Origin of the sequence: Bauldia sp. (assembly GCF_965232525.1) — a bacterium.
Classification (GTDB): domain Bacteria; phylum Pseudomonadota; class Alphaproteobacteria; order Rhizobiales; family Kaistiaceae; genus Bauldia.
Genome location: NZ_OZ246980.1, coordinates 2,374,014 through 2,399,265, shown reverse-complemented (window position 1 = coordinate 2,399,265; position 25,252 = coordinate 2,374,014). Strand labels below are relative to the sequence as shown.

The 25,252-nt window shown below is 61.2% G+C and carries 30 protein-coding genes; 2 read left to right on the top strand and 28 right to left on the bottom strand.

Annotation, left to right across the window (positions count from 1 at the left end; genetic code table 11):
• Positions 1 to 59 precede the first annotated feature (59 nt).
• The 28 genes from ACO076_RS11390 to ACO076_RS11255 all read right to left on the bottom strand — a co-directional run bounded on the left by ACO076_RS11390 (position 60) and on the right by ACO076_RS11255 (position 23,927).
• Positions 60 to 4,526 carry a DUF7507 domain-containing protein gene (locus ACO076_RS11390; RefSeq protein WP_421722951.1) on the bottom strand — a complete coding sequence of 1,489 codons (4,467 nt, stop codon included), beginning with the start codon at positions 4,524 to 4,526 and terminating at the stop codon, positions 60 to 62.
• Between the two features lie 560 nt (positions 4,527 to 5,086).
• Positions 5,087 to 5,476 carry a hypothetical protein gene (locus ACO076_RS11385; protein ID WP_421722950.1) on the bottom strand — a complete coding sequence of 130 codons (390 nt, stop codon included), beginning with the start codon at positions 5,474 to 5,476 and terminating at the stop codon, positions 5,087 to 5,089.
• 29 nt (positions 5,477 to 5,505) lie between these two features.
• A complete protein-coding gene (locus ACO076_RS11380) occupies positions 5,506 to 5,802 on the bottom strand; it encodes a hypothetical protein (protein ID WP_421722949.1) in 297 nt (98 codons plus the stop codon).
• Between the two features lie 7 nt (positions 5,803 to 5,809).
• Positions 5,810 to 6,043 carry a hypothetical protein gene (locus ACO076_RS11375; protein WP_421722948.1) on the bottom strand — a complete coding sequence of 78 codons (234 nt, stop codon included), beginning with the start codon at positions 6,041 to 6,043 and terminating at the stop codon, positions 5,810 to 5,812.
• Between the two features lie 24 nt (positions 6,044 to 6,067).
• Complete coding sequence (locus ACO076_RS11370; protein ID WP_421722947.1) at positions 6,068 to 6,838, bottom strand: glycoside hydrolase family 19 protein; 771 nt, start codon at positions 6,836 to 6,838, stop codon at positions 6,068 to 6,070.
• A 239-nt stretch (positions 6,839 to 7,077) separates the two neighbouring features.
• Positions 7,078 to 7,425 (bottom strand): hypothetical protein, encoded by a 348-nt coding sequence (locus ACO076_RS11365; protein WP_421722946.1) that lies wholly within the window; start codon positions 7,423 to 7,425, stop codon positions 7,078 to 7,080.
• Positions 7,422 to 8,129, bottom strand: a complete 708-nt coding sequence (locus tag ACO076_RS11360) for a hypothetical protein (RefSeq protein ID WP_421722945.1) — start codon at positions 8,127 to 8,129, stop codon at positions 7,422 to 7,424. The genes ACO076_RS11365 and ACO076_RS11360 overlap by 4 nt, the downstream gene beginning before the upstream one ends.
• On the bottom strand, positions 8,126 to 8,398 hold the full coding sequence (locus ACO076_RS11355; protein WP_421722944.1) for a hypothetical protein: 273 nt from the start codon (positions 8,396 to 8,398) through the stop codon (positions 8,126 to 8,128). The genes ACO076_RS11360 and ACO076_RS11355 overlap by 4 nt, the downstream gene beginning before the upstream one ends.
• Before the next feature lie 129 nt (positions 8,399 to 8,527).
• The gene (locus tag ACO076_RS11350) at positions 8,528 to 11,692 is read right to left on the bottom strand and encodes a hypothetical protein (RefSeq protein WP_421722943.1); all 3,165 of its coding nucleotides are present in this window, start codon (positions 11,690 to 11,692) and stop codon (positions 8,528 to 8,530) included.
• 138 nt (positions 11,693 to 11,830) lie between these two features.
• Positions 11,831 to 12,097 carry a hypothetical protein gene (locus ACO076_RS11345; protein WP_421722942.1) on the bottom strand — a complete coding sequence of 89 codons (267 nt, stop codon included), beginning with the start codon at positions 12,095 to 12,097 and terminating at the stop codon, positions 11,831 to 11,833.
• 102 nt (positions 12,098 to 12,199) lie between these two features.
• Entirely contained in the window at positions 12,200 to 12,337 is a 138-nt protein-coding gene (locus ACO076_RS11340) for a hypothetical protein (RefSeq protein ID WP_421722941.1), read from the bottom strand.
• Positions 12,338 to 12,498: 161 nt separating this feature from the next.
• Positions 12,499 to 12,828, bottom strand: a complete 330-nt coding sequence (locus ACO076_RS11335; protein WP_421722940.1) for a hypothetical protein — start codon at positions 12,826 to 12,828, stop codon at positions 12,499 to 12,501.
• A 30-nt stretch (positions 12,829 to 12,858) separates the two neighbouring features.
• On the bottom strand, positions 12,859 to 13,419 hold the full coding sequence (locus ACO076_RS11330; protein WP_421722939.1) for a hypothetical protein: 561 nt from the start codon (positions 13,417 to 13,419) through the stop codon (positions 12,859 to 12,861).
• A gap of 988 nt (positions 13,420 to 14,407) precedes the next feature.
• Positions 14,408 to 14,812, bottom strand: a complete 405-nt coding sequence (locus ACO076_RS11325) for a hypothetical protein (protein ID WP_421722938.1) — start codon at positions 14,810 to 14,812, stop codon at positions 14,408 to 14,410.
• A 195-nt stretch (positions 14,813 to 15,007) separates the two neighbouring features.
• Positions 15,008 to 15,337: a hypothetical protein gene (locus ACO076_RS11320; RefSeq protein WP_421722937.1), complete on the bottom strand. Its 330-nt coding sequence runs from the start codon at positions 15,335 to 15,337 to the stop codon at positions 15,008 to 15,010.
• Between the two features lie 66 nt (positions 15,338 to 15,403).
• Entirely contained in the window at positions 15,404 to 16,252 is an 849-nt protein-coding gene (locus ACO076_RS11315) for a hypothetical protein (RefSeq protein ID WP_421722936.1), read from the bottom strand.
• On the bottom strand, positions 16,227 to 16,673 hold the full coding sequence (locus ACO076_RS11310) for a hypothetical protein (protein ID WP_421722935.1): 447 nt from the start codon (positions 16,671 to 16,673) through the stop codon (positions 16,227 to 16,229). Before ACO076_RS11310 ends, ACO076_RS11315 begins: the two co-directional genes overlap by 26 nt.
• A gap of 44 nt (positions 16,674 to 16,717) precedes the next feature.
• Positions 16,718 to 17,683 carry a hypothetical protein gene (locus tag ACO076_RS11305; protein WP_421722934.1) on the bottom strand — a complete coding sequence of 322 codons (966 nt, stop codon included), beginning with the start codon at positions 17,681 to 17,683 and terminating at the stop codon, positions 16,718 to 16,720.
• Positions 17,684 to 17,770: 87 nt separating this feature from the next.
• On the bottom strand, positions 17,771 to 18,121 hold the full coding sequence (locus ACO076_RS11300) for a hypothetical protein (protein WP_421722933.1): 351 nt from the start codon (positions 18,119 to 18,121) through the stop codon (positions 17,771 to 17,773).
• Complete coding sequence (locus ACO076_RS11295; protein ID WP_421722932.1) at positions 18,122 to 19,627, bottom strand: hypothetical protein; 1,506 nt, start codon at positions 19,625 to 19,627, stop codon at positions 18,122 to 18,124.
• Between the two features lie 3 nt (positions 19,628 to 19,630).
• On the bottom strand, positions 19,631 to 20,257 hold the full coding sequence (locus ACO076_RS11290; RefSeq protein ID WP_421722931.1) for a phage adaptor protein: 627 nt from the start codon (positions 20,255 to 20,257) through the stop codon (positions 19,631 to 19,633).
• Between the two features lie 4 nt (positions 20,258 to 20,261).
• A complete protein-coding gene (locus ACO076_RS11285) occupies positions 20,262 to 20,573 on the bottom strand; it encodes a hypothetical protein (protein ID WP_421722930.1) in 312 nt (103 codons plus the stop codon).
• Positions 20,570 to 20,761, bottom strand: a complete 192-nt coding sequence (locus ACO076_RS11280; RefSeq protein WP_421722929.1) for a hypothetical protein — start codon at positions 20,759 to 20,761, stop codon at positions 20,570 to 20,572. The genes ACO076_RS11285 and ACO076_RS11280 overlap by 4 nt, the downstream gene beginning before the upstream one ends.
• A 25-nt stretch (positions 20,762 to 20,786) precedes the next feature.
• Positions 20,787 to 21,086 carry a hypothetical protein gene (locus ACO076_RS11275; RefSeq protein WP_421722928.1) on the bottom strand — a complete coding sequence of 100 codons (300 nt, stop codon included), beginning with the start codon at positions 21,084 to 21,086 and terminating at the stop codon, positions 20,787 to 20,789.
• A gap of 1 nt (position 21,087) precedes the next feature.
• On the bottom strand, positions 21,088 to 21,447 hold the full coding sequence (locus tag ACO076_RS11270) for a hypothetical protein (RefSeq protein WP_421722927.1): 360 nt from the start codon (positions 21,445 to 21,447) through the stop codon (positions 21,088 to 21,090).
• A 120-nt stretch (positions 21,448 to 21,567) separates the two neighbouring features.
• Positions 21,568 to 22,518, bottom strand: a complete 951-nt coding sequence (locus tag ACO076_RS11265) for a DUF5309 domain-containing protein (protein WP_421722926.1) — start codon at positions 22,516 to 22,518, stop codon at positions 21,568 to 21,570.
• A 12-nt stretch (positions 22,519 to 22,530) separates the two neighbouring features.
• Complete coding sequence (locus ACO076_RS11260; RefSeq protein WP_421722925.1) at positions 22,531 to 23,613, bottom strand: hypothetical protein; 1,083 nt, start codon at positions 23,611 to 23,613, stop codon at positions 22,531 to 22,533.
• Positions 23,614 to 23,636: 23 nt separating this feature from the next.
• Positions 23,637 to 23,927: a hypothetical protein gene (locus ACO076_RS11255; RefSeq protein WP_421722924.1), complete on the bottom strand. Its 291-nt coding sequence runs from the start codon at positions 23,925 to 23,927 to the stop codon at positions 23,637 to 23,639.
• Positions 23,928 to 24,079: 152 nt separating this feature from the next.
• On the opposite strand from ACO076_RS11255, the gene ACO076_RS11250 reads away from it, so the two are divergent.
• Both ACO076_RS11250 and ACO076_RS11245 read left to right on the top strand, forming a co-directional pair.
• Positions 24,080 to 24,475 (top strand): hypothetical protein, encoded by a 396-nt coding sequence (locus tag ACO076_RS11250; protein ID WP_421722923.1) that lies wholly within the window; start codon positions 24,080 to 24,082, stop codon positions 24,473 to 24,475.
• Positions 24,476 to 24,523: 48 nt separating this feature from the next.
• On the top strand, positions 24,524 to 25,147 hold the full coding sequence (locus tag ACO076_RS11245; RefSeq protein WP_421722922.1) for a hypothetical protein: 624 nt from the start codon (positions 24,524 to 24,526) through the stop codon (positions 25,145 to 25,147).
• Positions 25,148 to 25,252 lie beyond the last annotated feature (105 nt).

Below are 25,252 nucleotides of genomic sequence, written 5' to 3'. Positions count from 1 at the left end.
AAAAAAAGCCCGGCTGGCAAACGCCAGCCGGGCCAAAGCGATGATGACAATTGGTTCGATCAGACGACGTAGAACGACGTCTCGTCGAGACCGCTGAGTTTGCCGACCGTGGCAAAGACCTTGGCGTCGTGTCCGCCTTTTTTTCCATCCTGATCGAAGGCAAACGTGCCTTCATCCTTGTCGTAGATGATCTTGTGATCCTTGTCCTTGGCCTTGCTGCCAACCCGGAAATACTTCTCTTTCAGATCGCCGGTTTTGAGGCCCTTGAACACGCTGCTGTCGAGGATGATCATATCGATGCCAACCTCAAAGTCGGTGATCTTGTCCTTGTTGCTTGACTTCAGTTTCTCACCGAAAAAGAACCGGTCCTCGCCGTCACCGCCGGTCAGCTTGTCTTTGCCTTCGCCGCCGGAAATCCAGTCGTTCCCGGCAAGGGCCTTGATTTTGTCGTTGCCCTTCCTGCCGAAGATCTGATCGCCCAGATCCGTAGCGAACTTGCCGTCGACCCCGTTGTTCTTGTCGATTTTGTCGGCCTTTTTGGTGCCCTTGATTTTGACGCCACCTCCGATGTCGGTCGACACCGAGTCGAAAACATCCCCGAAATCGGTCCAGCCAATGCCAGTGTTGTCGATGTCGCCGTCACCACCGCCGTTGGTGTTGAGATCTTCCTCTGTCACCGTGTAGGTGCCGATCACGGTCCAGGTCTCATTGGGATCGAGGTGGCCGTCGTTATTGGTTCCGGTTCCACCGGTCTCGACGACTTCGCCGAGTTCGCCGTTCGGCGGTACCAGCATCTTGTCCTTGATGATGGCATCAAAGGCGGTCGCATTCCCCGAATTGTGCATCGTGATCTGATAGGTGATCACGTCACCGACGTTCTCGACCGATCCTTTCGGTCCCTGCCCAGCGACGTCAAGCACCTCTTTGTCGACCTCGATCTTCGGGCAATAGTGGAGCGGCGTTTCGACCTTGTCCTTGATGTCCCCGGCCGGGCTCCAGAAGATCGCCTTGTTGTCGATGTCGCCGTCGCCACCACCCTGGTCATCGATGTCCGACTGCTGGACTTCGTAGGTACCGATCCAGGTGAAGGTCTCGCCGACGTCGAGGATGCCATTGTCGTTGAGCGCCGGATCACCGCCTGACTCGACCAAGTCGCCGAGATCGCCGTTCGCATCGTTCTGCAGCAGGTCGTCCTTCAGCATCCAGTCGTCGATGGTGATGTTGCCGGTGTTCTCCACCACGATCTGATAGGTGATGATATCGGCAAGGTCGGCGATACCGTTCGGTCCCTTCCCACCAACATCGAGCACCGTCTTGTCGATCGTCGCCGCCGGGTTGTAGACGAGTGGCACATCCTCATGATCGGACTTGGGCGGCAGATCGCCGTCGGGGGTCTTGCCGGTCACGATGGCGATGTTGTCGATATCGCCATCCTCATTGTCACCGCCATCCGCCGAGTCACCCTTCGTATCCAGGTCGACCTGCTGGACAGTGTACTGGCCGAGATAGGTCCACGTTTCCCCGACGTCGAGAATGCCGTTCACGTTGTTGTCGCCGGTTGGGTCGTCGTCCAACTCGCCATTTTCGCCCTGCAGCAGATCGTCCGTGAGCACGACGTCGGTGATGGCGACCTGACCGGTGTTGACGACATCGATCTGGTACTCGATCACGTCACCCGCTTCGTCGGCGACGCCATCCGGGCCGTCATTGCCGACGTTCAGCACTGTCTTAATGATATCGTATGACGGTACGGGTGGCGGCGCCTTGCCGATGTAGTGGCTCGGATCGGTATCCTTCGGATCCTCCACCCCCTCCACCGGAACAGGATCTTCACCGTCCTCAGGCTCGTAGACCGCTTTGCCGGTTGCCGTACCGATGTTGCTGTACGGCCCCTCCTCGGCGATACCCTTGGCCTCGTACTCCCACTCCTCATCAAAGTCGAGGATGCCGTCTTTGTCGATATCGCCGACGTTGAAGCCTTCATTTCCGACAACCGCGATCGGGTCCACGTCATTGTCGGAGTCGGTGACCAGGATGTCGGTCAGGAGAACGTTGCCGGTATTCTTGACGAAATAGGTCCAGACCACGTCGCCGCCAACGGTGATCTCAGGGCCTGTCGGAGTGTCGGCGTCCGAACCGTTTGTTGCCTTTTCGATCTCGATCTTTGCCTCGAAATCGAGCGGTACGGTCGCCTCGAGCTCTTCATAGGTCTCGTCGTTGATCCGCAATTCGCCGGTATTGACGAGATTCTTTGTACCCGGCTCGAGTTCCTCGAAATTCTTGATCTTCACCTGGAAGGTGAAGGTGTGGCTCTCGCCCCGGATGCCCTCGACCTCGCTGTTGCCCGAGAGTTCGTCCGTGCTGTCGTAACCGTCACCGTCTAGTGGGAAGTCCGTCCCGTCGACACCGAAATTGTCCGGGATCGTGATCGTCTCCGTCTTGTCATCCGTGGTTCCGTACTCTTTGTCGTCGCCGGGATCGGTCACATAGGTGTAGGTCACCTTGTGGCCGAGGTTCGGATCGTAGATCGCGTTGTCGAGGAGCGGCGTGATGAAGTCGACGATGTTGTAGCCACCGGCGCCAATGTCGACGGGTGAGATATTGAGAACCGTGATCGTGTACTCAATCGTATCGCCAGGATCGAATTTGCCGTCCTGGTCGTTGTCGATGAACAGCGAAGCATTTTTCTGGGCCGTGATGTCGGGCAGTGCCGGAACGACCGTCCCGAGATCCAGCGCGTCGTCGTCACCCGAGAAGGACAGCGCCGGATTCTGTCCCCAGGCCACGGCGATGTTCACCGGTTCGCCCAATGTATCTGGCTCATTGGACACTGCGGTAATCAGCGCCCCCGACATATCCTGATCATTGGGATCGATGAGCTGCAGGCTCTCGAGGGCATTGAGGTCAAACGTCTGCACGAAACTACCATCGCCATTGTAGTCAACGGTGATGGTCGCGGCTGCAACCGGGGTCACCCAGACGACGCTTCTGGCGGCGGTTCCATCATTGTCTGTCGTGCCGTATCCGAGCCCGATCAGCGCCTGCGAGGTCAACTGATTGGATGGGATGAGCGGATAACCCCAATCGTAGATCGCACCGCCGCCGTCAGTGTCGATCTGTGACAACGCGAAGAACTCTTCGCCCTCGTCGGCGAAGAAGCGCATGCCGGTGATGCCATCCAGGTCGATATTGTCGCCGTCGCTGTTACCGATCTCGATGAACTTGGAGGATTTGCCGGCGACATCGAAACTTCCAGCGTTGGCGTTGCCCTCGATCCCATAGTTGATCGTGATTTCCGACTCGTTCGGATTGTAGAACCAGAAACCGGTGGGTCCCGCCTCTTCGGCGAACGGCGCGTAGTAGTCGTCGGTCCACTCATCGCTTGGCGTCAGCGAGTACCACCGCATTTCGTAGGTTGAGCCAGGATCACCGGTGACGAGCTGGACCTGGATCTCCTGTGGCTCATCAGTGATGGCATTTTCGGCGGTAATCACGTCGCCCTGATTGACCGAGTTGATCACCAGGCTCTCACCCTGATCGAGCGTTGCCTGTAGGACACCGTTGAGCATAACTTCAGTGTCGTCGCTGCCGGCCATGACGTAGATGGCGGCGTAGTCAAACGGTTGCGTGCCGCTGCTGTCCGGCGTGTCTTCGCCAACCGGCACAATGTACTCGGTTCCCCAATCGTCAGTGCTCAAGACTTCGACTGCACCGGCAAGGAGCGACCCCGGGGTTTCCGGATAGGCTGCGCGGGTTATGGCAATCGGAAAGGATGCTTCGATGCGGTCGCCACCATCGTAGTCATCGACCACGCCGGAGAGGACAACATTCTCCAGAATGATGGTTTCGCCGCCAACGAAGACATCGCCCGCGATCCCGGGGGCTTCGCCGTTGCTTGTATCGCCGTCGCCCCAAATCTCCGTCGTGCCACCCGGCGTGGGGTTGGTGATATCGGGCTCGTAACCGTCCTCCCAATGATCGTAGTAGATGATGGTCCCCGGCGCCGCGATACTGATTCCGATCAGCGTCGTGACGTTCCCGGAGGCATTGGAGTTGATGGTGTCGAAACTGGTGAACAGCGCCGATTCCGGCATCGGGATGTAGTAGGTCTGGATCGGATCCGGCAGGCTGTCGGTGAAAGTCGCGAAGCTCGCCTCGCCAACGTCGATATCGTCAGAGGTACCCAAGGTTCCGTCGGCGCCCGCCTCGACTTCCTGCGCCTCAACGAGGAACCGTTCACCGAGCGAGTCGTCCGGGTTCACATACCATTCGACGGTGATCTGGCCATTGACCTCGCCATCGAGATCACCCCAGCCGCCATCGACAACAACGAAAAGACTGTGATCACTGCTCGCAGCGTTCAGGCCGGCATCCAGGTAGTCGTCGCCTGTACCGAAGATGCCATCTGTACCAGGCCCATCTACGTGAGACACCTGCAGGCGGAGAGCGCCGCCGTTGCTGACACTACCCGTAATCGTCGCATATTCACCTGGCGAATAGTCGGATTTGTTAGTTGTCACAGCCATCGTAATGTCGACCCCTTTTTGGCCAGCGTTCATCGCTTCCGGACTTTCATCAGAAAGGCCGGATTGGGACGAACTAGACTTAGGCAGATCGAACTGTTGCGGGTCTGCGCCTGACTCAGCACAGCCTATCCGCACAACAAAAAAGATCTCAGCCCATTGGGGAGGCCGTATAACGCAGGTACGTGATGAATTGTCCTAAAAGTTTATTAATGTCTGAAACGATGTTAATGATCGCTGTTTGTTCACAGTATAACCTCGGAAAGGTCGACCTTTTGACATCAGCTATTGCACCCCTTGATTGAATACGCCCATGAGTGAACAAACGACCGGATCGAACCAACTGACCGGGTGCTTACTCGTCTAAAATTCTCTAGAAATACGCGATTCCCTGCTTCCCGCCGGCAATATACGCCTTGCTCCGGATGATTGAGGTCGGCACCTATGTGATACAACCGAAACGAAAAACGGCCCCCGACTTCGTGAACGAAGTCGGGGGCCAATAACATTATTGTGAGGTGGAGAATCGGCCACCGAAGAACGACGATCGCCGCTACAAAAATCTAAGCGAGTGTATCAGGTGCCGGTTCGTCGTAAACGATCCATGTTTGTTTCGCGCCGTTGCTGACCTTAACAATCCAAAGCACCGCGCGCTTACCCTTACCGAGGTCGACCGGCCCCATCAGTTCGACATCGCTGACACGCACTGGTCCCAGGCGTCGAATGATCCCGCAACGGCCGGCAGCGTGCTTCGTCTTGAACAGGGCAAAGCCGGCATCGAAATCGGCTTGGTACTCACCGACTAACTCTCGCACGTCGGGCTCGGTCCAACAGTGTAGGACCGGCCGGTTGACGATATGACCATGGAAGCCTTCGCTGGGTGGTTGAGCTACGCTCAAAGACACAGACAGGCAGAGCAAAGCGGCCGCGGCCAGAATGGTGCGGGTGAACATGATTCGTTCCTTTCAGGTGGTACGTCCGTCTACCGCCCCGCGCGATCGATCAGGCTGTCGACCTTGCGCTCGATCCGATCGGTCGTCTCGTTCAAGCCATGAAGTTGGGTCTCGACCCGGATGATCCGACCGGAGAGATCCATGGACGCGGCCCGAGCATCGTTCTCCTCAAGATGAGAGACGCGGTTTTCGAGCTGCGCGACAAAGGCAACGATGCCGATGGTCTGGATGACGATGGCGAAGATCATCGCCAGGGGCACACGTTTGTCGAGATGCCATCCGTTGATCGCGTCAGTTCTTTCCTTGGGCCGAGATGCGCCGGTCATCGCGGGTTCAGTCACCTTTGTTGGGCGTAAGCCAAGTGACCAGATACCCACCGGCGTAAGCTCCCACGGTGACTCCTAACGACGTCAAATGGGGGAGGAAGCCGTCCGCAAAGCCCGTGGCGAAGGCGTCAACGGCGCGGTCGCCGGAGACCGCGAGCGCCGTCGCGAGGCCGGCTGCGTGGCCCTTGAGGGCACGGGTGGAGAAGACGTCGGCCAAAGCGCCGACGAGCAGACTCAGCATGATGCAGTTCCTTCTTGAAGCTGGTCAGATGACGCCGAACGCCTTGAGGCCGACCGCGATCACGACGAGAACGACGAGCGCGAATGCGACCTGCGCAGGCGCCCCGGTCAACGACGAGTCGGGCTTTGGCTTGTCGGTTGGCGGTTGATCATCGGGCAGCGTGAGCGGCTTCCGCGGCTGCGTCGGTGTGCCGGCAACAGCCGCTTTCATCAGCGCACCGTGAAACGCCTCGGCGTAGCCGGCGATCGTCGACGCTCGGTCGAGTCCGTTGATGATCCGGCGCGCGTTGCGGTAATCGACCCGCCGATCGTTGATGTAGTCGGATAGCTTCTTACCGGTGAACCAGCCTTCCTCCATACCGACGAACATGATCGTCGCGGCAAGGCGGGGCTCCATCACCCGATCGGGATCGGCGATGAAGTCGACGCCCAGCTTCTGGCTGGCCTTCCGATAGTTCGCGCGACCCGTGAGCTGGACATACCCGCGACCGTGGAACTTGACGCCATCGCCGGGCACGGTATTGCCGAGGGATCGGGCAACGTGAGGGCGCGAACCGCGAATGTCGTACATCCGACGGAAGTAGGCGGCCCCACCGTACTCGTTGATGGGCTGCATCTTCCGAGCGGTTTCATGGAACGCTGTGGCCAGCATGTAGGCGAGATGCCGCAAGTCGGTGAGGCCTCGGGCATCCCATTCCGACAGGATTGCATTCATGCCGTCGACTTGTCCTTGGCTCAGGCGCCCGGGAAAGGGCGCTTGCCGGACGGCATCGAAGAACGCTTTGCGGTTCAACATCGTACCTCCTGAACGAAAAAGCGGCGCTGAAGCGCCGCTACGAGGGCTTTCACCGGGCCAGCGGTGTCAGGCCTGCGACCACTGTTCGCAGGCCGGCATGTGACGAGGTAACCGGACGATAAAAAAGGCAGCACCGGCCAAGCCGCGCGGCCGCGAAACTCCGAACGGTGGTATCGCCTTACTGTGCGGCGTTCGGGGCCGGCCCACCCTCACCGTACCTGTCCGTGCGGTCGGCGAGCCTATGGACTGCGTTCGTTTACGCGCCGCGTCACATGGCGGGTCGCCGCGCTTCGCACCGCCGCGTCGGCCGTCCCGTCCCCTGCCCGGTGGCGTGCGAAATCCTCGAGCATCGCCTCCATCAGCATGGCGCGGTCCCGCTCCTCGGCTGCCTCTGCGTCCCGTTGCGGATCGCGTGACTTGACCGGCATCGTGAACACACCGTCCATCTCACGCCTCGCCCCGATCTGCATCGTATCGTCGGCAGGCATCCACTGATCCCGATCCGGCCAGTCCTCCGGCAAATCGCCGCGTACAACGATCCGGTTCACGACTTCATTGTCGATAACCTGCGCAAACACTCGTCTCATCGGAACTCCAGGACGACGATGATGCCGTCACTGCCATCGCCGCCAGGTCGGTTGACCCCGCTCGACCGGCGTGGACCACCACCGCCGCCGCCATAGGCCTTCGCATTGGACCCGTTGCCAGCAGAACCTCTACCCAACGCTCCGCCGCACCAGAAACTTCCACCGCCTGCACCGCCCGCAGACGGACTACCTTGCCTAACGCCCTGGCCGCCGTTCCCAGCGACTGTCCACAACGCGCCCGTCGTCACATCCGCTCCAGCCCCACCATCACAATTGGACTGGTCCGATCCATCGCCGCCGCCGCCGCCATTGGCCGTGGCCAAGCCGGTGATGAAAGTCTGGCCGCCGCTGCTCCCGTTGCCGCCGCCGGACCCGCCACCGCCGCCGCCGGCTCCAGTGCCGTAGGTCCGGGAAGTCAGGTCACTGGAAACAACGAATGCCGTTGCCCCGCCGCCGCCACCGGCACCGACGTTCTGATTCACGTCACCGGCACCGCCACCACCTCCACCACCGCCGGTGAGGATGGTCAGGTGTTTTGTGGTTCCGGCGGTGAAGGTGAGCGTGCCGGAGCCGGCGAGCACCTGGACATTGTTGAGCACGCCAAGCGCCGCGACACCGAGGGTCGATCGCACCGCGGCAGCATCGGCATCGTCGAGAAACGTTCGCGCGAACGCACTGACGTTGAGCTTCACGCGGGCCGTCATCGGAGTGGCCCGGGGGGCTGGCTGTAGAAGGGGGCGGAGACAACATTGGGTTCGCGGTAGCCCAGCCGCCACATCCACTCGAACACGTCGACTGCTCCCATCGGCGCCAGTCGTTCGCCCGTCGTCGCATCGAAAACGGCGGGCACGTCGGGGGCGTGCTCTTGGGCGGAGTAAGGAGAGTTCGGGATTGCGAGTGCCTCGACCCACTCCGTCGTTGGCCGCGCACCGGGCCAATCGTACCCGGATGAGCCCGGCGCGATGTACGGCACGCCTATTTCCGGGCCCTTCCACGTATAGCCCGGCCTCCATCCGGCGGGAGCGAAGCGCGGCGACGTTGAGCCGCCAAACAGCCCAGCACCGCTCCGATTTCCAAGAAGCGCCATCACGTAACCTCTGTGTCAGATGTCGTAGGTGTGGACGTCGCCTTGGTTGTCGACATAGCCGCCGGTGCCGGAGTCCGGATCGGTGAAGTAGTCGTAGTTTGAACCACCACTGGTGGAATCAAAATTGGCCGACTGGAAGTTTTGCGACTGAACATAGTCGCTGCCAGTCGAGCTGTTGTACGGTCCTGAACCGGAAACGCTTCCCGTCATCCCCGGTGAGCCCATCGGCCCCCCGGTGGTCGGCGCTCTGCCAAACGGCCCGGCGCCGCCACCAAATGAAGACCCGAAGGCGCTGCCGAACGACCCGCCCGCACCGCCAAGGGAAGACCCGAGCGCACTGCCGATCGGCCCGCCAAGAGAAGACCCGAGCGCGCTGCCGATCCCGCTTGCAAGGCTTCCCATCTCGGCGACCTGCATGGTGGCGTCGACCAAATTCCGCACCGCCTGTGTGAATGGGTTGGTCGCCGCGCCACTAGCCGGTGCATGGGGATGCGGGGCATTGGGGTGCGTTCCTGGTGCCGGTGCCGGTGCCGTCGCCTCCGTCGGGCGGCTATGGGAAGGCGCCGGGGGAGCCTGCTGCACTGTGGTCGACGGATTGAGCGCCGGATGCATCGCTCCAGATCCAGTTGACGCCACCCGGCCGCCTGAAGCGGGCGACTCCGAGGCCATCGAAGCCGACCAGCCAGCACCAGAGCCACCACCGTCCGGAAACAGCGGATTCGACTGGGTCCATGCTGACGACACGGGCTGCGGCTGGGTCGAACCAAAGCCCGCAGCTGCTGCCAACCGGGCGGCATCGTCCGGCGACGCGGACGCGACGCGGATGGCACCGGCCGGCTCCGCCTTGGGCACGTAAAGCCCAAGCGATCCTGACGCCGGCGCAGTTCCCCCCAATCCCGAACTCGGCGCAAAGCGCACCCCTCCGCGGCCAGCGTTCTGGGGGTAGACGTCGTCAAATCGCGAATCCGAACGATCTCCGAGCCCCCCCGGCGCAAAGACCGGGCCGCCGGATGGGTCGGCAGGAACCGTCAAGGGCGGCACGTTGGGCGCTGGCTGCCCCGCGGGCCGATCTAGCCCCAGATCCCAGGGCTCGATTTCAGTGCTCTCTCCACCGTGCTGAAGGTATCGGTAGCCTTCATCGCGCGTCAGCGGCCCGCCTTCGCCCGGCGGAGGTGTCGAGGAATTTGTCCCACTTCGGCGTCGCTTGGACAGAAAGTCCCTTGCTGCTTTTGCTCCTTCTTCGACCCCAGTAACAATGCCCGCCCCGGTGCCGCTTTCCAAAGCGGCATCGCCAGCGCTTTCGACTGGTTCCGAGCCGTAGATCATCTCCTGGAGTTTCGCCTCGGTAGCGCCTCCAATGCCGCTAAAGACGACTTCGCGCCCGACTTCGGCGAATGGTTTCCACCACTTCCGGCGCCCAGACGAGCCCACGTCCGGGGCGAGCAAATCAACAAATGTTGGTAGGGTACCTATGATACCAGCCGGCCGCGCACGATCTCGGATTTGATCATCCGATAAGACCTGCCCGCCAGAGTCTATTGCCGCCTCGTTAGCCTTGAGCCCATCGTATATCTGTCCTCCGGAGCCTGCAAAGCCGCCGACGATGAGCCCCAAGAGCGGCCCTCCGCGACCAATCTCCGAGCCGACAACGTTGCTTAGGTAGCTGACCCAAGAGTCCTCCCACCCCTCCGCGGGCGCTAACCACTCTTGTGCCGCGTCACGAACCTCGACTCCCCGTCTGACACCCCATCTGTCTTTTAGTGGCTTCGGGTCTGGGAAGATTTCCTCCACGGTCCCCGCCCCTTCTCTAAGGGAGTCAATCTGGAAGAGTAACTCCCAATCTGGGTTTGGTTCACGCTCTAGAGCGTCGATCACGTTCATGCGAAGGTCCCAAAACTCCTCGTCGGACATTTCGGGTACTTGCTTGATTTGCTCGATGAAACGATCTTGCGTCATCGTGCGGTTCCCCAGCGAAGCTGAGGTATGTATCATCATGTTGCCGAGTTTTACGCCCAAACCTCGGCCCACGCCTTTGGCGGTTTCAAACACCGCATTGCTTTGAAACGGAACAGCATCCGGAGCGAGAGCATAGAGTTCCTTGGCCTTGGCAAGAAGCTCATCGCTGGATTCCAATACGCCCATGTTGTAGCGAGCAAGTGTATCTTCCGCGGCCTTTAGCCGAGCTGCCCCAGCCGCAAACTGTTTCTTCGTCACAAGAAGCCCTATATCCCCCTCCGATAAATCGGGATATCTCCAAGTCAGAAGCTTGCGATTTCGCTCATCGAGCTCAGAAAGAGCCGCCAGATCCGCCCGGGCATTTTCTCTTTCGTTGATGGCCTCATCGATCGCCTCGTTCGATATCCCGGCAGGCGGATCGCCCAGGGCAAAATAGTTTCGCGTCGGCCGGGGGCGTGGCAATGGGACTGCTATTGGATAGTGGTCACCGAGGTCCTCGTAACGATACTTCCCGTCCCTGATCCCGTACGCCATATGCCTGAGTACATTGAGATTGGCGGGGTTCGGTTCGTCATCAAAGGTTTGAACAAACGAGCGAAAGGCCTCCGGAGGCATCCTCTGAATATCTTTCAGCCCTGCCCTGTGCTGGTCGATATTGATGGGGCCGGGAAGCTCTTCGATCGCTCTTTGGACAGGGTCACGAAAGTCCACGTCCGGCCGGGGGCTCGGCAAAGGCGAATCCGGCCGAAGACGCGGCAGCGGAACGGGTGTCGGAAAACGCTCGTCGATGTCTTCAGGAGTCACCGACCCGTCCACCACTCCCAATGTCAAGTATTTGAGTAAATCCCGTGTCGCAGGCGACGGATCGCGGTCAAAGATCTGAAACTTCTGAATCAATTCGTCCGCCGACATTTCGCCCGCTTCCTCGAGATGCGGCTTGTATTTTTCGATATCGGGTGGCGCTGATGGTTCCCCCGGCGACCGGGGCAACAGAACCTCTACACCAAGAATGTCATCCGTCGTGACTGAGCCGTCCACGACATCAGAAATCAGGCCTTGGACAAACTGGCGACTGAACGAGTTCTGATCCTGTTGGACGCGTCGGCGAAACGCCGTCAGCTCTGATGGAGACATACCCGGGACACGAAGCAAGTCTGGAAGATATGCGCCGATCGCATCAAGCTCGGTGTCGCTGAAGCCGCCGATCGTTTCGTTCTGAGCCATCTTCATGCATCCAGATTTGGTTTAGTGTTGGAAAGCATCGTGGAGAACCGCCGCGGTTGCCGGTCGTCCGAAGTCTTGTCGACTAGGTTTTTGGAGGTGGTCGTATTTTGCGCTTCTGGTGGACGGCCCACCCACCGGCTACCGCCCCGTCACACCCCAACCCGGAAAATTCTGAACCAATAGATTGCGCAGCAAGAACATCTGCGCCTGAGGCGTGAGCTGGTATCCCGCATAGGTCCAGGGCTTGTAATCGTCCGAGAAGGGATTCGCCTCGGCCAGACCCTGCCGATAGGCGTCGATAAACCCGCCCGTCCCGACGTCGCCCAGCAACCCATGCGGCGCGCCGCCGAGAAGCGAGGGATCGGGGGCAAGGAGCGGATGGTTGAGAGTCCCGGATCTTGCCATCACGTACCTCCGATAGCGAAAAGCGAACCGCCGTGACGCTGAGAAACACCTGCCCGAGAGAGCGTGCGCGTTGCTGGTCCGGTTGATCGTCGGTGCCCGCTCTCAGCCGCGGATGCGTCCGCCCGGCGCCCGTGAAACCGGCGGCCCGAACAGCGCATCGATGTTGTCGTGGCTCAGCGGGAACATCTTGCGTTTCGGCGTGCCGCTGAACTGAACCGTCGGCTGGTCCGCCGAAAGCACAAACGGAGCCTCCCACGCATTGCGAGGCGTCAACGGCTTGTAGACGTCTCCGCCCGCTGGAGTGGAGCCGCCGGGCCACCTTCCCGCGCCCGCATCGGTCCGAGCAGCCCGGGCGTCACCTGCACAACTGTTCCGCCGGTTTTGCGATACACGAAACGACCTCAGTAGTAGCTGACGAAGGGACCGCCGGGCATGTCGGCGTTCTTCCTGCGCGGCTTGAAAAGGTAGTGGAGGAAATCGGCGTATCGGTCGGCCTGTTTGGACGTGAACCGAGACTGTTCGGCGAAGTCGGGACTGTTGAACAGGATCTCCATGAGGCCGACGCCCTGGGGAGCAATTGGGGTCCCGCTTGACCGACTGAAGAACTGCCGCGGGCCGGCATATCGCGGGTCAAAGTACGCGCCAAGGATGTCCATCAGATACGGGTCAGCCGGCCTTTGCTCGTAGTCACCAAGCAGACCTACGCTTTTTTGTTCACCAAGAAGCGCCATCACGTCACCTGCCCTGTCCGGAACATGTCCTCAGAGGAAAACAATAGGACCGCGTGACGGGAAGCCGCGCGTCGGTCCACGGGCCGGTTCAAACACGGTACCCGTCTGGCCGCTGGGCGGCGGGTGAGCGGTTGGAACAGGCGTGTAGGTCGATGCACTTGACCGTCCCGTCTTCGCCTTGTTGGGTGCCTTCGCACGGTGCAGGCCTGCGGGAACAGAGCCATCGGGGCCGGCATTTATGGCCGAGCCCCCATAGAGGTGCCCCAACGTCTCTGCGAACGTCGCCGCCCAGTCGATTCGCTTCGCAACCTTGCCGTCGATAACGAAGGGCGGCACATGCCCCAACCGCAACATACCCCAATAATTAGCAGGGCCTAGACGTACCTGACCTTGGTCATAGCCAACGGGCAGCGGAGCCCGGTACGGATCGTACCATTCCGGCAACTCATAACCCGTCTCGGTACCCAGCTCGACAGGCTTCTTGCTGCTCGTAACCGGAGAACGCATAGGATCGTACCAGCCCGGCACATCGCCGCCGTCACCGATGTCCCCGAGCAAGCCGCCACGTTTCTCTGCTCCGAGAAGTGCCATCACGTCACCTGTTGCAAGTTCGAGAGCATCGCGGGCGGCGCCTCGCGAGCGTCTGCTGAGCCGAGCATAGATGTGCCCGGGTCTGGAAACCCGCCGAGCAAATTGACCAATAGGGCGCTGACTGCCGGCTTCCGTCGTAATCATTCACGGCGGCATGAGCACCTGCCGCTGCCCCTGATCGAGACACGGAAACATCCGCCCCAATAGTTGGGGACGTCGATTGATTGCTCGCGACAGCACGCTCACGCGCGTCGCTGATGGACGGTACTCGACACCGGGGTGACGCCAGCACCACTCGGGATGGGAGCGCCGGGCCTTGTATGGCGCACGCGAAAATGCCGCTGCCTTGGGCCCACGATACTCATCAGCCGGTTCATGCCCACGGCGTTCGCCAGCATCTCGTAGGGAAAACCGCCTGCGGTTCCGCCGAGATACGGGAGATCGAAAGACACGTAACCTTGCCCGGCGGGCCAGCCGCCACTCGTAACCGGGGTTCGCAGGGGATCGTACCAGCCCGACACATCGCCGCCGTCACCGATGGTACCAAGCAAGCCGCCACGTTTTTCTGCTCCAAGAAGCCCCATCACGTCACCTGCCTAGCTGTTGCCCGGCACCAACATGGGAATGCGATCGAGCCAATTAGTCCCACGCCCGCGCCCAGCGCTCGGTCAGCGCCAGGGCTATTCGACAATCCATCCGGCTGGGCCCTTCGCTGGCTGGTACAGGATATCCACCCCGCCGCCGGGAACTCCAGGGCGCATGAAAAACATTAGGTCGCCTCTCTGGCCCGGGTTTATGCTAGGCAGCCACTCGACAGGCATCTTCTGAAAGAAAAAGGGATTGCCCCCGGTGGCCGGAAGGCCGCCGATGGTCAGATTCGCCCCGCTTACGCGACCGGGGTCTCTCCGTATCGGCGGGATATCGCCGGCGGACAGCTCCGATCCGTATCCGAGAAGCCCGCTTCTCCCCACATCACCAAGCAGTGCCATCACGTCACCAATCGGCGGAACAGCGCCTCCTGGTAGCCATCAAATGCTGGATTGTTGACATTGGGCGCCAACCAGCCGCCCAGAAGCAAATCCGTCATCAGATGGGCCCCGGGCGGATGCCGGGCGCCCAGCGGGCGGTAGTGGTTAGCGAACGAAGCCGCGTCGGTCGGCCCACCGGTACCATCGGGTCTATGCCTCAGCTCCAATGCGCCGCTGCTCCGCGAAGCATCCCTGAACCCGTCGCGGTTCGGAGCGTGCTGCGCCCGTTGACCACCGGGGCGCACCCGTCGTTGCTTGATGACATCGCGGGATGGTTCACCAGCTCTGCTGTGGAGCACACGAAACAACTCAGTGAGTTCGAGCAATCCGGGGTACACGACCGAACCGCGAATGCCATCGGCCACCGGCGCCGACCTGCCCCTGACAGGCCGTCCGGGCGACCGCGGTGTCGGACGGGCAACAACGTCGTAGCGAAGGAGGCCGGGCTTCGGTCGGCTCACAGTGCCGAGAAGTGTCGCCGGTTGAGCCAGATAGCTGCGATTCATCGCTCGCTGCCTCGGTGGGAACGGATTGTCCAGGTAATGCGGCCTTGTCGTCGTTCAGTAATACGGCTTGAAGATCGCGTGAACGGAACTTGAAGCGTCCTTCAGTTTCCTGGGCGTCAGTCCGGCCTGCTTCATCAGCCCGGGGTTGGACAACAACGCTTCCATCACGCCATGGCCCGGCGGACCAATCGGCACACCCCTCCCGGGACGGGCGTGGAGCTGCCCTCCAACGCTCGGGCGATAGAAGAATTGATGCGAGCCCGAATACATCGGATCGAAATAGGCGCCGACCAGGTCCATCATGTACGAGCCCGATGGGGAGGTGTTGGCGCCGCGTCCAAGCAACCCAGCTTGTGATGATTTCAGATCACCGAGGAGCGTCATCATGTTTATCCGATGGGGACGCGCGGGGTTCGGCATTGCCGGCAGCGATGCTGAGCCGACACAGCCCTACCGCCCCAGCAACTGGCCGAGCAGCGCGTTGATGTCGGCACCGCCGCCACCGCCCTGCCCCCAAGGGTTGCCCGAGGCGGAGACGGTGGGGGCATTGTTGCCGTAGAAGCCGCCGCCGCCGACATGGGCCATGTAGGTGCCGAGTTGCTGGTGGGGCGCCATCTGTTTGGCGTTGTATTTGTTCATTTGCCCCTGCAGCTTGGCCGCGTCGTAGCCTTCGCGGGCTGCACCGACCTGCGCCAGGCGCTCGTGCGGCGCATACTGGAAGTCATAGACACCCGGCGCCGCGTTCATCCCCGCCATCCGGTTCTGCACACCCATCTGCTCGACTCCGGTGATGTCGCTGAGGAGGCCGCGCTGCATGGCGTTGTTCTGGTGCCAGTTGTCGGAAACCATCTGGTTGCGGAAGTCGCCGATCTGGTCGGCGAGCGTGCCGGAGTGGGCAGCGGAGCCAAACCCGGCGCCGCCAAACTGCCGGGAGATATCATCGCCGAGCTTGCCGGCCTGGGTATCGACGACGCTCTCGAATGCCCGGTTGGAGGTGTTGCGAAGCAGGTCTTTGTAACCGCGCTTGGAGGGATTGTACCGCCCCTTCATCAGCCCTTGTGCCACATCCATCGACGCGTTCCCGAGTCGGTGCTTCTCCTTCGCGGTTCCGGACATCTTGTTGAGCGCGCGATTGGTGGCGTCGGACTCGTTGATGTGCCACTTGCCGCCGTACGGCTTGAAGCCCTTGCCTTTGTCGTAAAGACGCTTGGCCTCTTTCGCGCCGTGGCGGACCTTGCCCTCAAAGAATGGCCCGTCACCGCCGACGATCTGGTTACCCGGTTGTGTCGCTGATCCCATTGCTCAATCTCTTTTCCAGTTGTCCGTCTTCGGTGATCGTGTAGCCGCGCGGTGCGAGCAGACGCCGCCAGCCCGGCCGCCCGGCGCCGAGGCGCAAGCGGTCGAAGCCGCGGGCCATCACCCGTTGTTCGAAATCGTCCAGGACGTCGCGCCCCCACCGTGTGAAGCCGTCGCCGGCGAGTGCATCGACCAACACATACCCGCCGTCATCATCGCCGTGCTCACTGGTCGCCGCCGCTCCGACCAGCGCCCCGTCCTCGATAATCGCCCACAGCAACATCCGCCCCTCCCGCACCCGGATGAGAATGGTCTCCAGGGTGATGGCGTCATCGAGGCGCTGGGGGATGCGCTCGAAGTACGGCCTGAGAGCCGGCCACGCCTCGTCCTCCTCGCTATGGGGGAACGAGGCGAGCTTCTTCATCTCCCACAGCCGGGCTTTAGCTACCTACATCTGGCCGTAGCTACCTACATCTGGCCGTAGACAGCAAAGCTACAAGCCGAGATGTTGCCCGACGAGAACATAAATCGTATCGCATTGGTATTTTCGGCGGCAGCTCGCCTACCTCCACCCATAACGTATCCGTATTGAATCGATGATCCATACGCCCCTTGCCATAACATATTTGTCTTCGCAGTTATAGATGAATGATTATGGATCTCAATTGTTAGGTCGGCACTATCTGAGGTTCCATTATTGTTTGAATTTGTTAAACGGAGTTTTGTATCGCCGGCCGCCGATGGAAGATCATAGTCCGTGCCATTATCGAACAGGTATTTTACGTTATATTGATAATCGACCGAGCCACTATCAAAAGTTGCACCGCCATCACTTGAAAATCTTGCCCATAAGTCGACTCCATTGACCGCCGGATGAAGACCAGTCAGAACAAATTTGATACCACGATAGGCGGTGTGGCTGGCGAGAACGATATCGAGCTGAGGCGCATTTGATACGCTCCCGGCGGCCAAACGAACTGCTTCCGGAACCCCGACGGCACTCACCAACCGCCAGTTCGACGTATTGGAGTTGTACATGACCGTCGCCATTGACCCGGCGACCAGTTCGCCTCCGGTCAGCGCGTTTCCGCTCTGGTCGACGATGGCAACAGCACCCTTACCGTCCGGGTTGAGCGTAGCAGCGCCTGTGTTTGTGCTGCCGACCCGGAACGCCAGCGTAAGACCTGCCGTGATATGCGACGCTTCGAGGTTCTGGTTCGTGCTGAGTGTCAGCGTATTGACGTCCGGCGTGTGAATGGCCACCAACCCGCCGTCCCGGTCGTCCACATACTTCGCCGTCGCCGCCATCATGCCGCGGGCTGAATTGTTGACCGTTCCCGGGTCCTGGCCCTCGGCCCAGTTGATGCCGATGTCCACGTCGTCGTTATCACCTGCGGTTTTCGACCACGTCTGAACGTTTTCGGAAGTCCCCATCGGGCTTTCACCTTTGCCTGTGCGTCTACTCGGGAGTTGTTTCGCCTTGCGGATCAACGCCGACGGCGAGTGTCAAAGCTTCGCGCTCTACCGATCGCCGGCATCTCGTTGGCCGCGGTGCAGGCTGATCCACACGACCTGGCTCGGCTCGCCTTCCACGCTGATGGTGCCGCCGGCTTCGAGATGCAGCGGGAAGCCCTCGATCGTGTGCGGCCACCCGGCTGCGACCATTACGTCATCGTTCAGTTCGCATTCGACGCCGCTGGCTCTGAGCTTGACGTGAACCTTCGCAGTTCCCGCACCGGTGATCATGATGCCGATCACGTCGGCCCAGTCGTCGCCCTCATCACCGACGGTGAAGCACGTCGTCTTGTTTGAGTTCGGGAGAACCGTCGGTTCGACCGTACGATAATCGGATTTCGGAAAGACGGCCGCCATTCACTGCGTCCCATGCTGCTTGAGGTCATCGGCAGTCAGGCCGATGTTGCGGATATCGTTCCACAACTCGTTCGCGGGAATGGAGCACTCAAATTGATGGTACCGACCCGATGCGCGCATCGGGATCAGGCCTTCCGCAGTCAATGACGACTGAGAGCCCCACAATACGCTATCCTGCGATCTTTCCGCCACTGCAGCACGGCCGTGGACGTTCAGCGCGTCGGTCGTCGGGCGGAAACCATTCACGAATGCCCGCCGGCCGGGTACCAGTTGGACTGATCCGGTTCGCAGCGTCGCCGCGAGTGCCGATCCGGTGAAAAACCCAAGCTTTTGATCCGACGTGAACCCGCCGAGTCTTGGCGCGCCACCCTTCCATATGTCGCTGTCCAGCGAGATCGGCATCGTTTCCAGCGTGTAGTTGAACGGCGCCGAGCCGAGCCCTTCCAGCGTAGTCGCTGTCGTCGCCGCGTCGAAGACGAACGAGGCATCCAGGTCGGCATGGAACCATTGCTGCGTCGGTGGGTCGAAGCCAATGATGCGGTCGAGAACGTATGAGTCATTCCCGGCCGACGGAAACAGCCAGAAGAACCGCGGCCGGGTCGGATCCAGCGCACCGATCACCGTCTTGATCCGCGCGATGTTGACGTTTTCCTTGAACCACTCGTCCACCCACTCAACGCCCGCCTCATTGGTAAAAGCGCCTGGGGACGACGCTACGAATCCGTCCGTACCGTAATAGTAAGCCGTCCCCTGGTGCTCGATGATCGAGTGCGGCGACCGTGTGCCCTGCGCCGCCTCGACTTTCTCAAACACCCAGGTACGGCGATCGTTCACCCGCTGAAACCGGTTGACGGCGCTCTCCTGAATGAGCAGGCCAGTCTGCTTCGAGGTCATCCCCATCACATGACCGCCGGAGAAGAACGTCGCGAAGTCGGACGACTTCTCACCGTACGTCCAGAAATCGAAGTCGCGCATTCCGGACCAGGCGGCTTGAATCCGACCTGTGCTGGCCACTCCCAGGTTTGACGTAAGATCGAGCAGGAACAGGAAGTTCCCGACCGCCTTGACGTAGCGCGCGGTGGGCGGAGGCCCGGCGACCGGCGCGAAATTCGCGCCGCCGTCGACGTCGATGAACTGCGGCACATCGCCCGCCTGAACCGCGTAGAGGATGTTGTCCTGCTGCGCGAACGACCAGTAATTATCGGCCGGTAGGTTGTAGTTTTCGAAAGACGGGCCGCCGCCCAGGAGCCTCGTAACCTCGTCCCACGTCGTACCGTTCAGTTTGAATAACTTGGTCGCCGTGCCGCAGAAGATGGCCGTCGCGCCATCGGACGTGCGGGCCTTGAAAGCACCCCTCACATCGGACCCGACAGCATCAGTAATGCTGGCGAGCGCCGGAAACGGCTTCCACCCAGCGCTCGACGGCAGGACATTCTTCGCCTCGGCGGAGAACTGGCTGTCGATCAGATACGGATCAGGGCGCCATGGCCCAAACGGAATCTGCATCGCCTAATACGCCCCCGCTGCCGTGCGTTTTTCGAACACGCCCGCCCGCGCTGTCATATCGCTGCGGGTCAGACCGCGCACCGCGCCGCGCAGCAGCCGGAGATAGCGCGCCGTTGCTTCGTCGTTCATCTGGTAGAGCGCGTAGTGCAGGAGCCCGCCGAACAGGTACGCGTTGGGGAACGTCGTCAGCAGCCAGTTGGTCGGGCTCGCGTCTGAAAGCGCGGGAACCGTCCGGTAGTAGACCAGCTCGACGTTGGCCACCGAGCGAAGGGTGTCCCCCTCGATGGTGTAGAATTTCGGCGCGTCCGCGTTCTGCCCGGCCGGGTACGCTTCCTTCAGCCAGCCTGGCTCGGCGTAGGAGAGCTCGCGCACCGGGCTAGTTGCGGCAGTGACGCGCCTGACCTCGAGAAAGTCGGACGGCAGCGCCACGGCGCCTGCGGTGACAGCGAGATTGGCCGCGGTCTCCATCTGCCGACAGCGCAGCGGCGCGAAGCCGAGTTCCTCGTCTCCATGGTTGAACAGCCCTTCGGTGAGCGTGACGAAATCCGGCGTGACGTCGGCGAGCAGCCCGGCGCGGGCCGCCCAGTCGGCGATCGCCGCTTTCAGGTCGGAGTAGGTCGAGAGAGCCATGGCCTCACACGATCAGCTTGGGCGCGGTGCGCAGATATCGGTAGTCGGGGTCGTTGAGCTTCCGGCGGATGAAGCGGGCGAACTCATGCGCCGACATCGCCAGCACCGGCGCGCCTTCTTCGTTGATCCACTTCTCGATCAGAACGTTCGGCACGGTCCCGACGTGACGGAAGTCGCCGCGCTGCGGTTGCTGTTCGAGCTGCCGGTTGGCATCGAGGATCGGCCCGACGTCCTGGACCCGTTCGAAGGTGACCGTGCCGTCGGCGCGGTCGACGTGGGTCCGCGATCGGATCTCCCCGTCCGCTTCGCCGGTCACTTGCCGTTGCGGCCGCGCGCCTGGTGGACACGACCGGGACGCTTGGCGGTCGCGACCTTGTCACCGGAACGCTTCGGCGGGCATGGCTTCTTCTTCTCCGGCTTGGATGCCTTCGCCGGCTTCGCCGGCTTGGGTTTCGGCGCCTTCTCCGGCATCGCCAGTTCGTAGAGCAGGGTTTCGAGTTTCATTGCGTGAGCTCCTTGTCGCGATGGATCAGCGGGTCATTTCAGTGACGTGCAGCGTGCCGCCGGCCGAGGCCTGGACAGCCGAGACCTTCTCGCCGGGATTGATCAGGAACGCTTCCGGCGTATCGGCAGGCAGGTAGACGTCGCCGGTGGTCGCCGTCGGCGATCCGCCGATGGCGATGTGGGCGGCACTGGTGGCGACCAACCGCACGACGCGGGTCTGGCCGCCGACCGCGTTGGTGATTGTGCCGGCGGTCGCCGTGTAGGCGACGCTCTGGGTCGTCGACGGACGCCACGGCCCGCCGTTGTAGTGATACGCGCCCGCCATCTCAGAGCTCCCGGATGACAGCGGTGATGGTGCCGGTCGATGCGCCGGTGGACCCACCGTTGGAGGTGAAGGCAAGCACGTCGCCGTCCTTCACCGCCGCTGGCGGCACGTCAACGCTGATCACATCGGTGGCAGCGCCGGCGGTAACCGAAAGCACCGCACCGGAGAGCGCCGTGCCGTTCAGCGCGACGGTGATTGCCGCTGTACCTGTCGTTGTCGCGCTGCGGGCAAGCCGCAGGCCGATCAGCGCCCCCTGGCCCGCGACCGGTACGGTCACTGAACCGGCCGCCGAAATGTCGGCGAGCTGGGCGTTCACGTATTTGTCGGCAAGCGGTCGCTTGCCGGGATAGGCGTTTGCCATGGTTATGTCTCCGAGGCGCCGGGCCGCTTGAGCCGCGAGTCGGCGCGTAAACGAGAAACGGCGGGCCGATCAGCCCGCCGTCGTGCGGTTCATCCGGGGCGAAAACGCCCCTGACCCGCCCTAGGTGGTGGTCAGATCGAAGACGCCGCCGGAGGCTTTTTCGTTGCGGGCCTCGACCGTGTACTCGCAGATGATCTGCTTCTTGCGGCTGTCGCCGGTCTTGGCGAGTTCAACCGTCTTCATGTTCCTCAGCGTCGCGATCCCCCACATGTCCATCTGCAGGACGAGCGCGTCACGGGTCCGCGGGTTGTTGCGGTTCGGCACGATGCGAAGCGTGCCGAAGTCGCTCTCGTAAACATCGACGGCGGCGACGATCTTCTTCGCCTTGGTGTCTTCGGTCGGCGTGCCGCGGCCGACAAAGCCGGACATCACCTGCTTGTTGAAGCCGCCGAGCATGATCGTGTCGGGATCGCCGCCGGAGTTCCAGGTAGCGTTGAGCACGGTCTTCAGCTGCTCCTCGGTGAACGCGCGCTGGGTACCGTCGGTGCGGGTCCCGGTGCCGTCGGCGGCGGCGGGATCGTCGCCATCCGAAGCCATATCGCTGTTGGCCTTGATCCACGAAAGCACCGAGGCAAGGTTGCGGGCGGTCGATGCATCACCGGCATTCTTGGCCTGATTGGTGAGGACGATCGCCTCCATGTCGCGCTTCAGCTCGAGGCCCGCGAGCAGGATCTGATAGTTCATCTCGTTGTCGCGACCGGCCGAGTCGACCGCCTGCTGGGTGCCGGTGACCGACGCCGTCTCGTCCGAGATCTGGCAGACGTTGGAGAGCCGCACGGTCGCGGTCCGGGCGTTGATCGTCGCGTCGTCGCCTTCGAGCACGGCGTTGTTAGTCGAGGCGGCGCGTAGGGCCTGGGTCTGCCATTCGTGCAGGGTCGCGGTCGCCTTGACCTTGGCAACCGAGGAACAGAACGGCGTGTCGGTCGGGTCGACCCGGTAGATCACGTCGCTGAGGTCTTCGCGGTTCCCTCGCGCGTTGTAGGTAAGATAAGTGTTTGTGGGTACTGCCATTTCGTTTCTCCGTTAGGATCCGCGCAGCTTCATCAGCTGCAGAGCCGCTTCGCGGCTGTTGGTGCGATCCAATGCTTTGCTGGCGCGATCCAGAGCCCGGTTGCGCGCCTCGCCTTTGGCGGGCGCCGACCCTGGCCGCTGGGGCGGAGGAGACCGCGGTCTGGTACGGGGGTCCTGCGCCAGCCGGGCTTTCGCCTGACGGTAGCGCAGGGCATCGCGGATGACGAGCTGGGCCCGATGATCCCGGAGGCTCATCGGCTCTCCGTTCCACAGTGCCGCTAGCTCGTCCGGCCCGATGCCGTAGTCGTCGGTCAGCATGGCGCGAACCTGGCCCTGAAGATCCGCGGCATGGTGCGGATCGGCAAACTCCGGCGCCGACTGGAGAAAGCGGGCGTCTTCCTCAGCCGTGTAGGCCTGAAAGTGCGCCGCCTGCTCCTGCCGGGCCTGATGTTGGAGTTTGGCCTGCTCCTGCAGGACCGCTTCCGCCTGTTGGCGAAGCGCGGCCCAGCGATTGAAGCGTTCCGGGTTTTCCGTCGCCATCCGGTTGACGTCGTCCCAGGACGTGACGTCCGCGAACTCCGAACCGGCCATGGCGTTGATCTGGGCCGAAACCTGATCGATCGCCGATGCGTACTGTTCCCGTACCTGCCGTGCCGCGCCCACCTCGGCCTCGACGGCCTTGCTGCGCTCGGCGGCCTCCTGAAGTCTCCGGCTGACCTCGGCGCTTCGTGCCCGCTCCCGCTCCGCCAGCCGTCGCTGTTGAGCACGAGGGAGGGCATCCCACGCTTCCCGGTCGTCCTTCGACCATGACTGGGGCATATCGATGGGCGGCGCGTCGGCCGCGTCGTCATACCCCGCGTCGTCACCGATGGGCGGATCGTCGCGACCCGCGTCGGTGTCCGCCCCATTTGGGGCCGGTTCGAATGTGTCCGTGATATCCGGTGACGGCTCGCCGGATTCGTCCGTCCCGGTCATCCGTGCCGTCGCCTCATCGTTCGACAAGGGCTCGACCGCGGAGAGCCCCGACGAAAGCGCGTCCGCCGGAGCGCGGGCAACAGAAGTCTGCCACCCGTCGATGAAACGAGTCACCGTCATGTTCGCGATGTCCTTTTAGGAATTCAGGTCTGGTCGCTGTCGTCCGGGCGCAGGCTGGCGAGCTCGGCCGCTGCCAGTTCGCCGTCGCGCACGAGGGCCTCGAGATGCGCCTTGACCTTGGCGATCAGTTGCACCGCGCGCCAGATTTCCTCGCGGCCCTCCGGCCCGAGATTCAGGGCGTTCGCCTTCCACTCGTCCATGTAGGCGCGCTCGACGCCAGCAAAGGCGTCGGCCAGCAGCGGATCATCGAGCAAGGCTCGCGCCCGATCGCCGGCAACCCGGTCACGGGTCAGGGTCAGTTCGTCGGGTATCATAAGGCACAACCCCACTGTCGTTGCCATATTTCCTAGCGTAGAACGATTGCCGCTGTTGTACGCTGGCTGATACGATACCGAGCTTGATGCGTACCTGCTGCGTTGTTGACGCTTTTGCCTAAGTTGGCATGCCGACGTATTTGGAGGCACAGATGCCCCGCATGAACTTAAAAGTCACTATTGATGAAGACCGTAACTCCGCGATCATAGAACTCTATGAAGAAGAGACACTCCTAGGGCATATCATATATGACGCCTCCACTCTTGATCAGCTTATTAGCGAGCTCGCCAGAATTCGTGCAGAACTAAGGGATGTTGTTACTCCCGAACTCGAACCATTCTCGCGTGTTTCCGGGACAGATTATCCGGCTTGGCGGGTGCCTGATCAACACAGCGGGCCGCCGGGGACTGCATTGCTGACCCTGCGCCACCCCGGCCTGGGATGGTTAGCTTTTCTCCTGGAGCCGGAGAGAGCAGACGACATAGCGAGAGCTTTAGTGGACTACCGCAATCCACCCGCACGCGATAAAGCACCGTCGAGATCCTAGGGTTCCTAAAAACGACTGAGTGGTGACAGATGAAGGGGTACCAAGATAATGAGAGATGTGTCTACTCTGGCACGACCGAATCTGACTGATGATGATCTCAAGGCAATTGGCCTCATCACCGTCCTCTGGTCTTTTGCAGAGCATCAACTTGAACTACTGATATCGATGTTGATCTCTTCTCCGGGTCATATCGACAAGACGGCTCCTCATGCGATCCATCGCGTAAGGGCTTTCAATCGCAAGATCGATGTATTCAAGAAATTGCTACGAATAACTTGCAAAGACTATTCGGAAATTCACGAGATTGGTAAGGCTCTTGCCACATTTGGATCAATTTTGGCAAAAAGAAGAAACAAAATCACACACTGGTTGCTATCCAGGAATATTGAAAACCAACCAGATAAAATTCGCGTTGGTCAATATTCCTGGCTATTCGAAGGAGATAAATTAAAATCAGAAGAAGAAATATCGGCCGGAGATCTAGATGAAATTGCTTGCGATATCTCGGAATGGTTCAGTGATCTCACTCGATTTATGATCATTCTTTGCTTCTCTGGACCGCTTGCATCGCTAGCCAAATCTGACGGGCCAGGGCTTGGAGTGGGGTTATTGTCTCGGGAATCGTTTCGTACCATTGAGAAAACTCCTCAGAGTCGCCCCAAAAAATCGTAGCCGCACCTGCGTTCATCATCTCCATCGTGACCTCATCGTCGCGGGTGCTTGTCGGAGATTTATGCGTTTTTGCCATAAGCAAATCGTTGCCCGTGTATCGTGACT

What these genes read in the sequence shown, in the direction of transcription:
- ACO076_RS11390 (WP_421722951.1), bottom strand. Translation starts at nt 4,526, where the DNA reads ATGGCTGTGACAACTAACAAATCCGACTATTCGCCAGGTGAATATGCG.
- ACO076_RS11385 (WP_421722950.1), bottom strand. Translation starts at nt 5,476, where the DNA reads ATGTTCACCCGCACCATTCTGGCCGCGGCCGCTTTGCTCTGCCTGTCT.
- ACO076_RS11380 (WP_421722949.1), bottom strand. Translation starts at nt 5,802, where the DNA reads ATGACCGGCGCATCTCGGCCCAAGGAAAGAACTGACGCGATCAACGGA.
- ACO076_RS11375 (WP_421722948.1), bottom strand. Translation starts at nt 6,043, where the DNA reads ATGCTGAGTCTGCTCGTCGGCGCTTTGGCCGACGTCTTCTCCACCCGT.
- ACO076_RS11370 (WP_421722947.1), bottom strand. Translation starts at nt 6,838, where the DNA reads ATGTTGAACCGCAAAGCGTTCTTCGATGCCGTCCGGCAAGCGCCCTTT.
- ACO076_RS11365 (WP_421722946.1), bottom strand. Translation starts at nt 7,425, where the DNA reads ATGAGACGAGTGTTTGCGCAGGTTATCGACAATGAAGTCGTGAACCGG.
- ACO076_RS11360 (WP_421722945.1), bottom strand. Translation starts at nt 8,129, where the DNA reads ATGACGGCCCGCGTGAAGCTCAACGTCAGTGCGTTCGCGCGAACGTTT.
- ACO076_RS11350 (WP_421722943.1), bottom strand. Translation starts at nt 11,692, where the DNA reads ATGGCTCAGAACGAAACGATCGGCGGCTTCAGCGACACCGAGCTTGAT.
- ACO076_RS11345 (WP_421722942.1), bottom strand. Translation starts at nt 12,097, where the DNA reads ATGGCAAGATCCGGGACTCTCAACCATCCGCTCCTTGCCCCCGATCCC.
- ACO076_RS11335 (WP_421722940.1), bottom strand. Translation starts at nt 12,828, where the DNA reads ATGGCGCTTCTTGGTGAACAAAAAAGCGTAGGTCTGCTTGGTGACTAC.
- ACO076_RS11330 (WP_421722939.1), bottom strand. Translation starts at nt 13,419, where the DNA reads ATGGCACTTCTCGGAGCAGAGAAACGTGGCGGCTTGCTCGGGGACATC.
- ACO076_RS11320 (WP_421722937.1), bottom strand. Translation starts at nt 15,337, where the DNA reads ATGACGCTCCTCGGTGATCTGAAATCATCACAAGCTGGGTTGCTTGGA.
- ACO076_RS11315 (WP_421722936.1), bottom strand. Translation starts at nt 16,252, where the DNA reads ATGGGATCAGCGACACAACCGGGTAACCAGATCGTCGGCGGTGACGGG.
- ACO076_RS11310 (WP_421722935.1), bottom strand. Translation starts at nt 16,673, where the DNA reads ATGAAGAAGCTCGCCTCGTTCCCCCATAGCGAGGAGGACGAGGCGTGG.
- ACO076_RS11305 (WP_421722934.1), bottom strand. Translation starts at nt 17,683, where the DNA reads ATGGGGACTTCCGAAAACGTTCAGACGTGGTCGAAAACCGCAGGTGAT.
- ACO076_RS11300 (WP_421722933.1), bottom strand. Translation starts at nt 18,121, where the DNA reads ATGGCGGCCGTCTTTCCGAAATCCGATTATCGTACGGTCGAACCGACG.
- ACO076_RS11295 (WP_421722932.1), bottom strand. Translation starts at nt 19,627, where the DNA reads ATGCAGATTCCGTTTGGGCCATGGCGCCCTGATCCGTATCTGATCGAC.
- ACO076_RS11290 (WP_421722931.1), bottom strand. Translation starts at nt 20,257, where the DNA reads ATGGCTCTCTCGACCTACTCCGACCTGAAAGCGGCGATCGCCGACTGG.
- ACO076_RS11280 (WP_421722929.1), bottom strand. Translation starts at nt 20,761, where the DNA reads ATGAAACTCGAAACCCTGCTCTACGAACTGGCGATGCCGGAGAAGGCG.
- ACO076_RS11275 (WP_421722928.1), bottom strand. Translation starts at nt 21,086, where the DNA reads ATGGCGGGCGCGTATCACTACAACGGCGGGCCGTGGCGTCCGTCGACG.
- ACO076_RS11270 (WP_421722927.1), bottom strand. Translation starts at nt 21,447, where the DNA reads ATGGCAAACGCCTATCCCGGCAAGCGACCGCTTGCCGACAAATACGTG.
- ACO076_RS11265 (WP_421722926.1), bottom strand. Translation starts at nt 22,518, where the DNA reads ATGGCAGTACCCACAAACACTTATCTTACCTACAACGCGCGAGGGAAC.
- ACO076_RS11260 (WP_421722925.1), bottom strand. Translation starts at nt 23,613, where the DNA reads ATGACGGTGACTCGTTTCATCGACGGGTGGCAGACTTCTGTTGCCCGC.
- ACO076_RS11255 (WP_421722924.1), bottom strand. Translation starts at nt 23,927, where the DNA reads ATGATACCCGACGAACTGACCCTGACCCGTGACCGGGTTGCCGGCGAT.
- ACO076_RS11250 (WP_421722923.1), top strand. Translation starts at nt 24,080, where the DNA reads ATGCCCCGCATGAACTTAAAAGTCACTATTGATGAAGACCGTAACTCC.
- ACO076_RS11245 (WP_421722922.1), top strand. Translation starts at nt 24,524, where the DNA reads ATGAGAGATGTGTCTACTCTGGCACGACCGAATCTGACTGATGATGAT.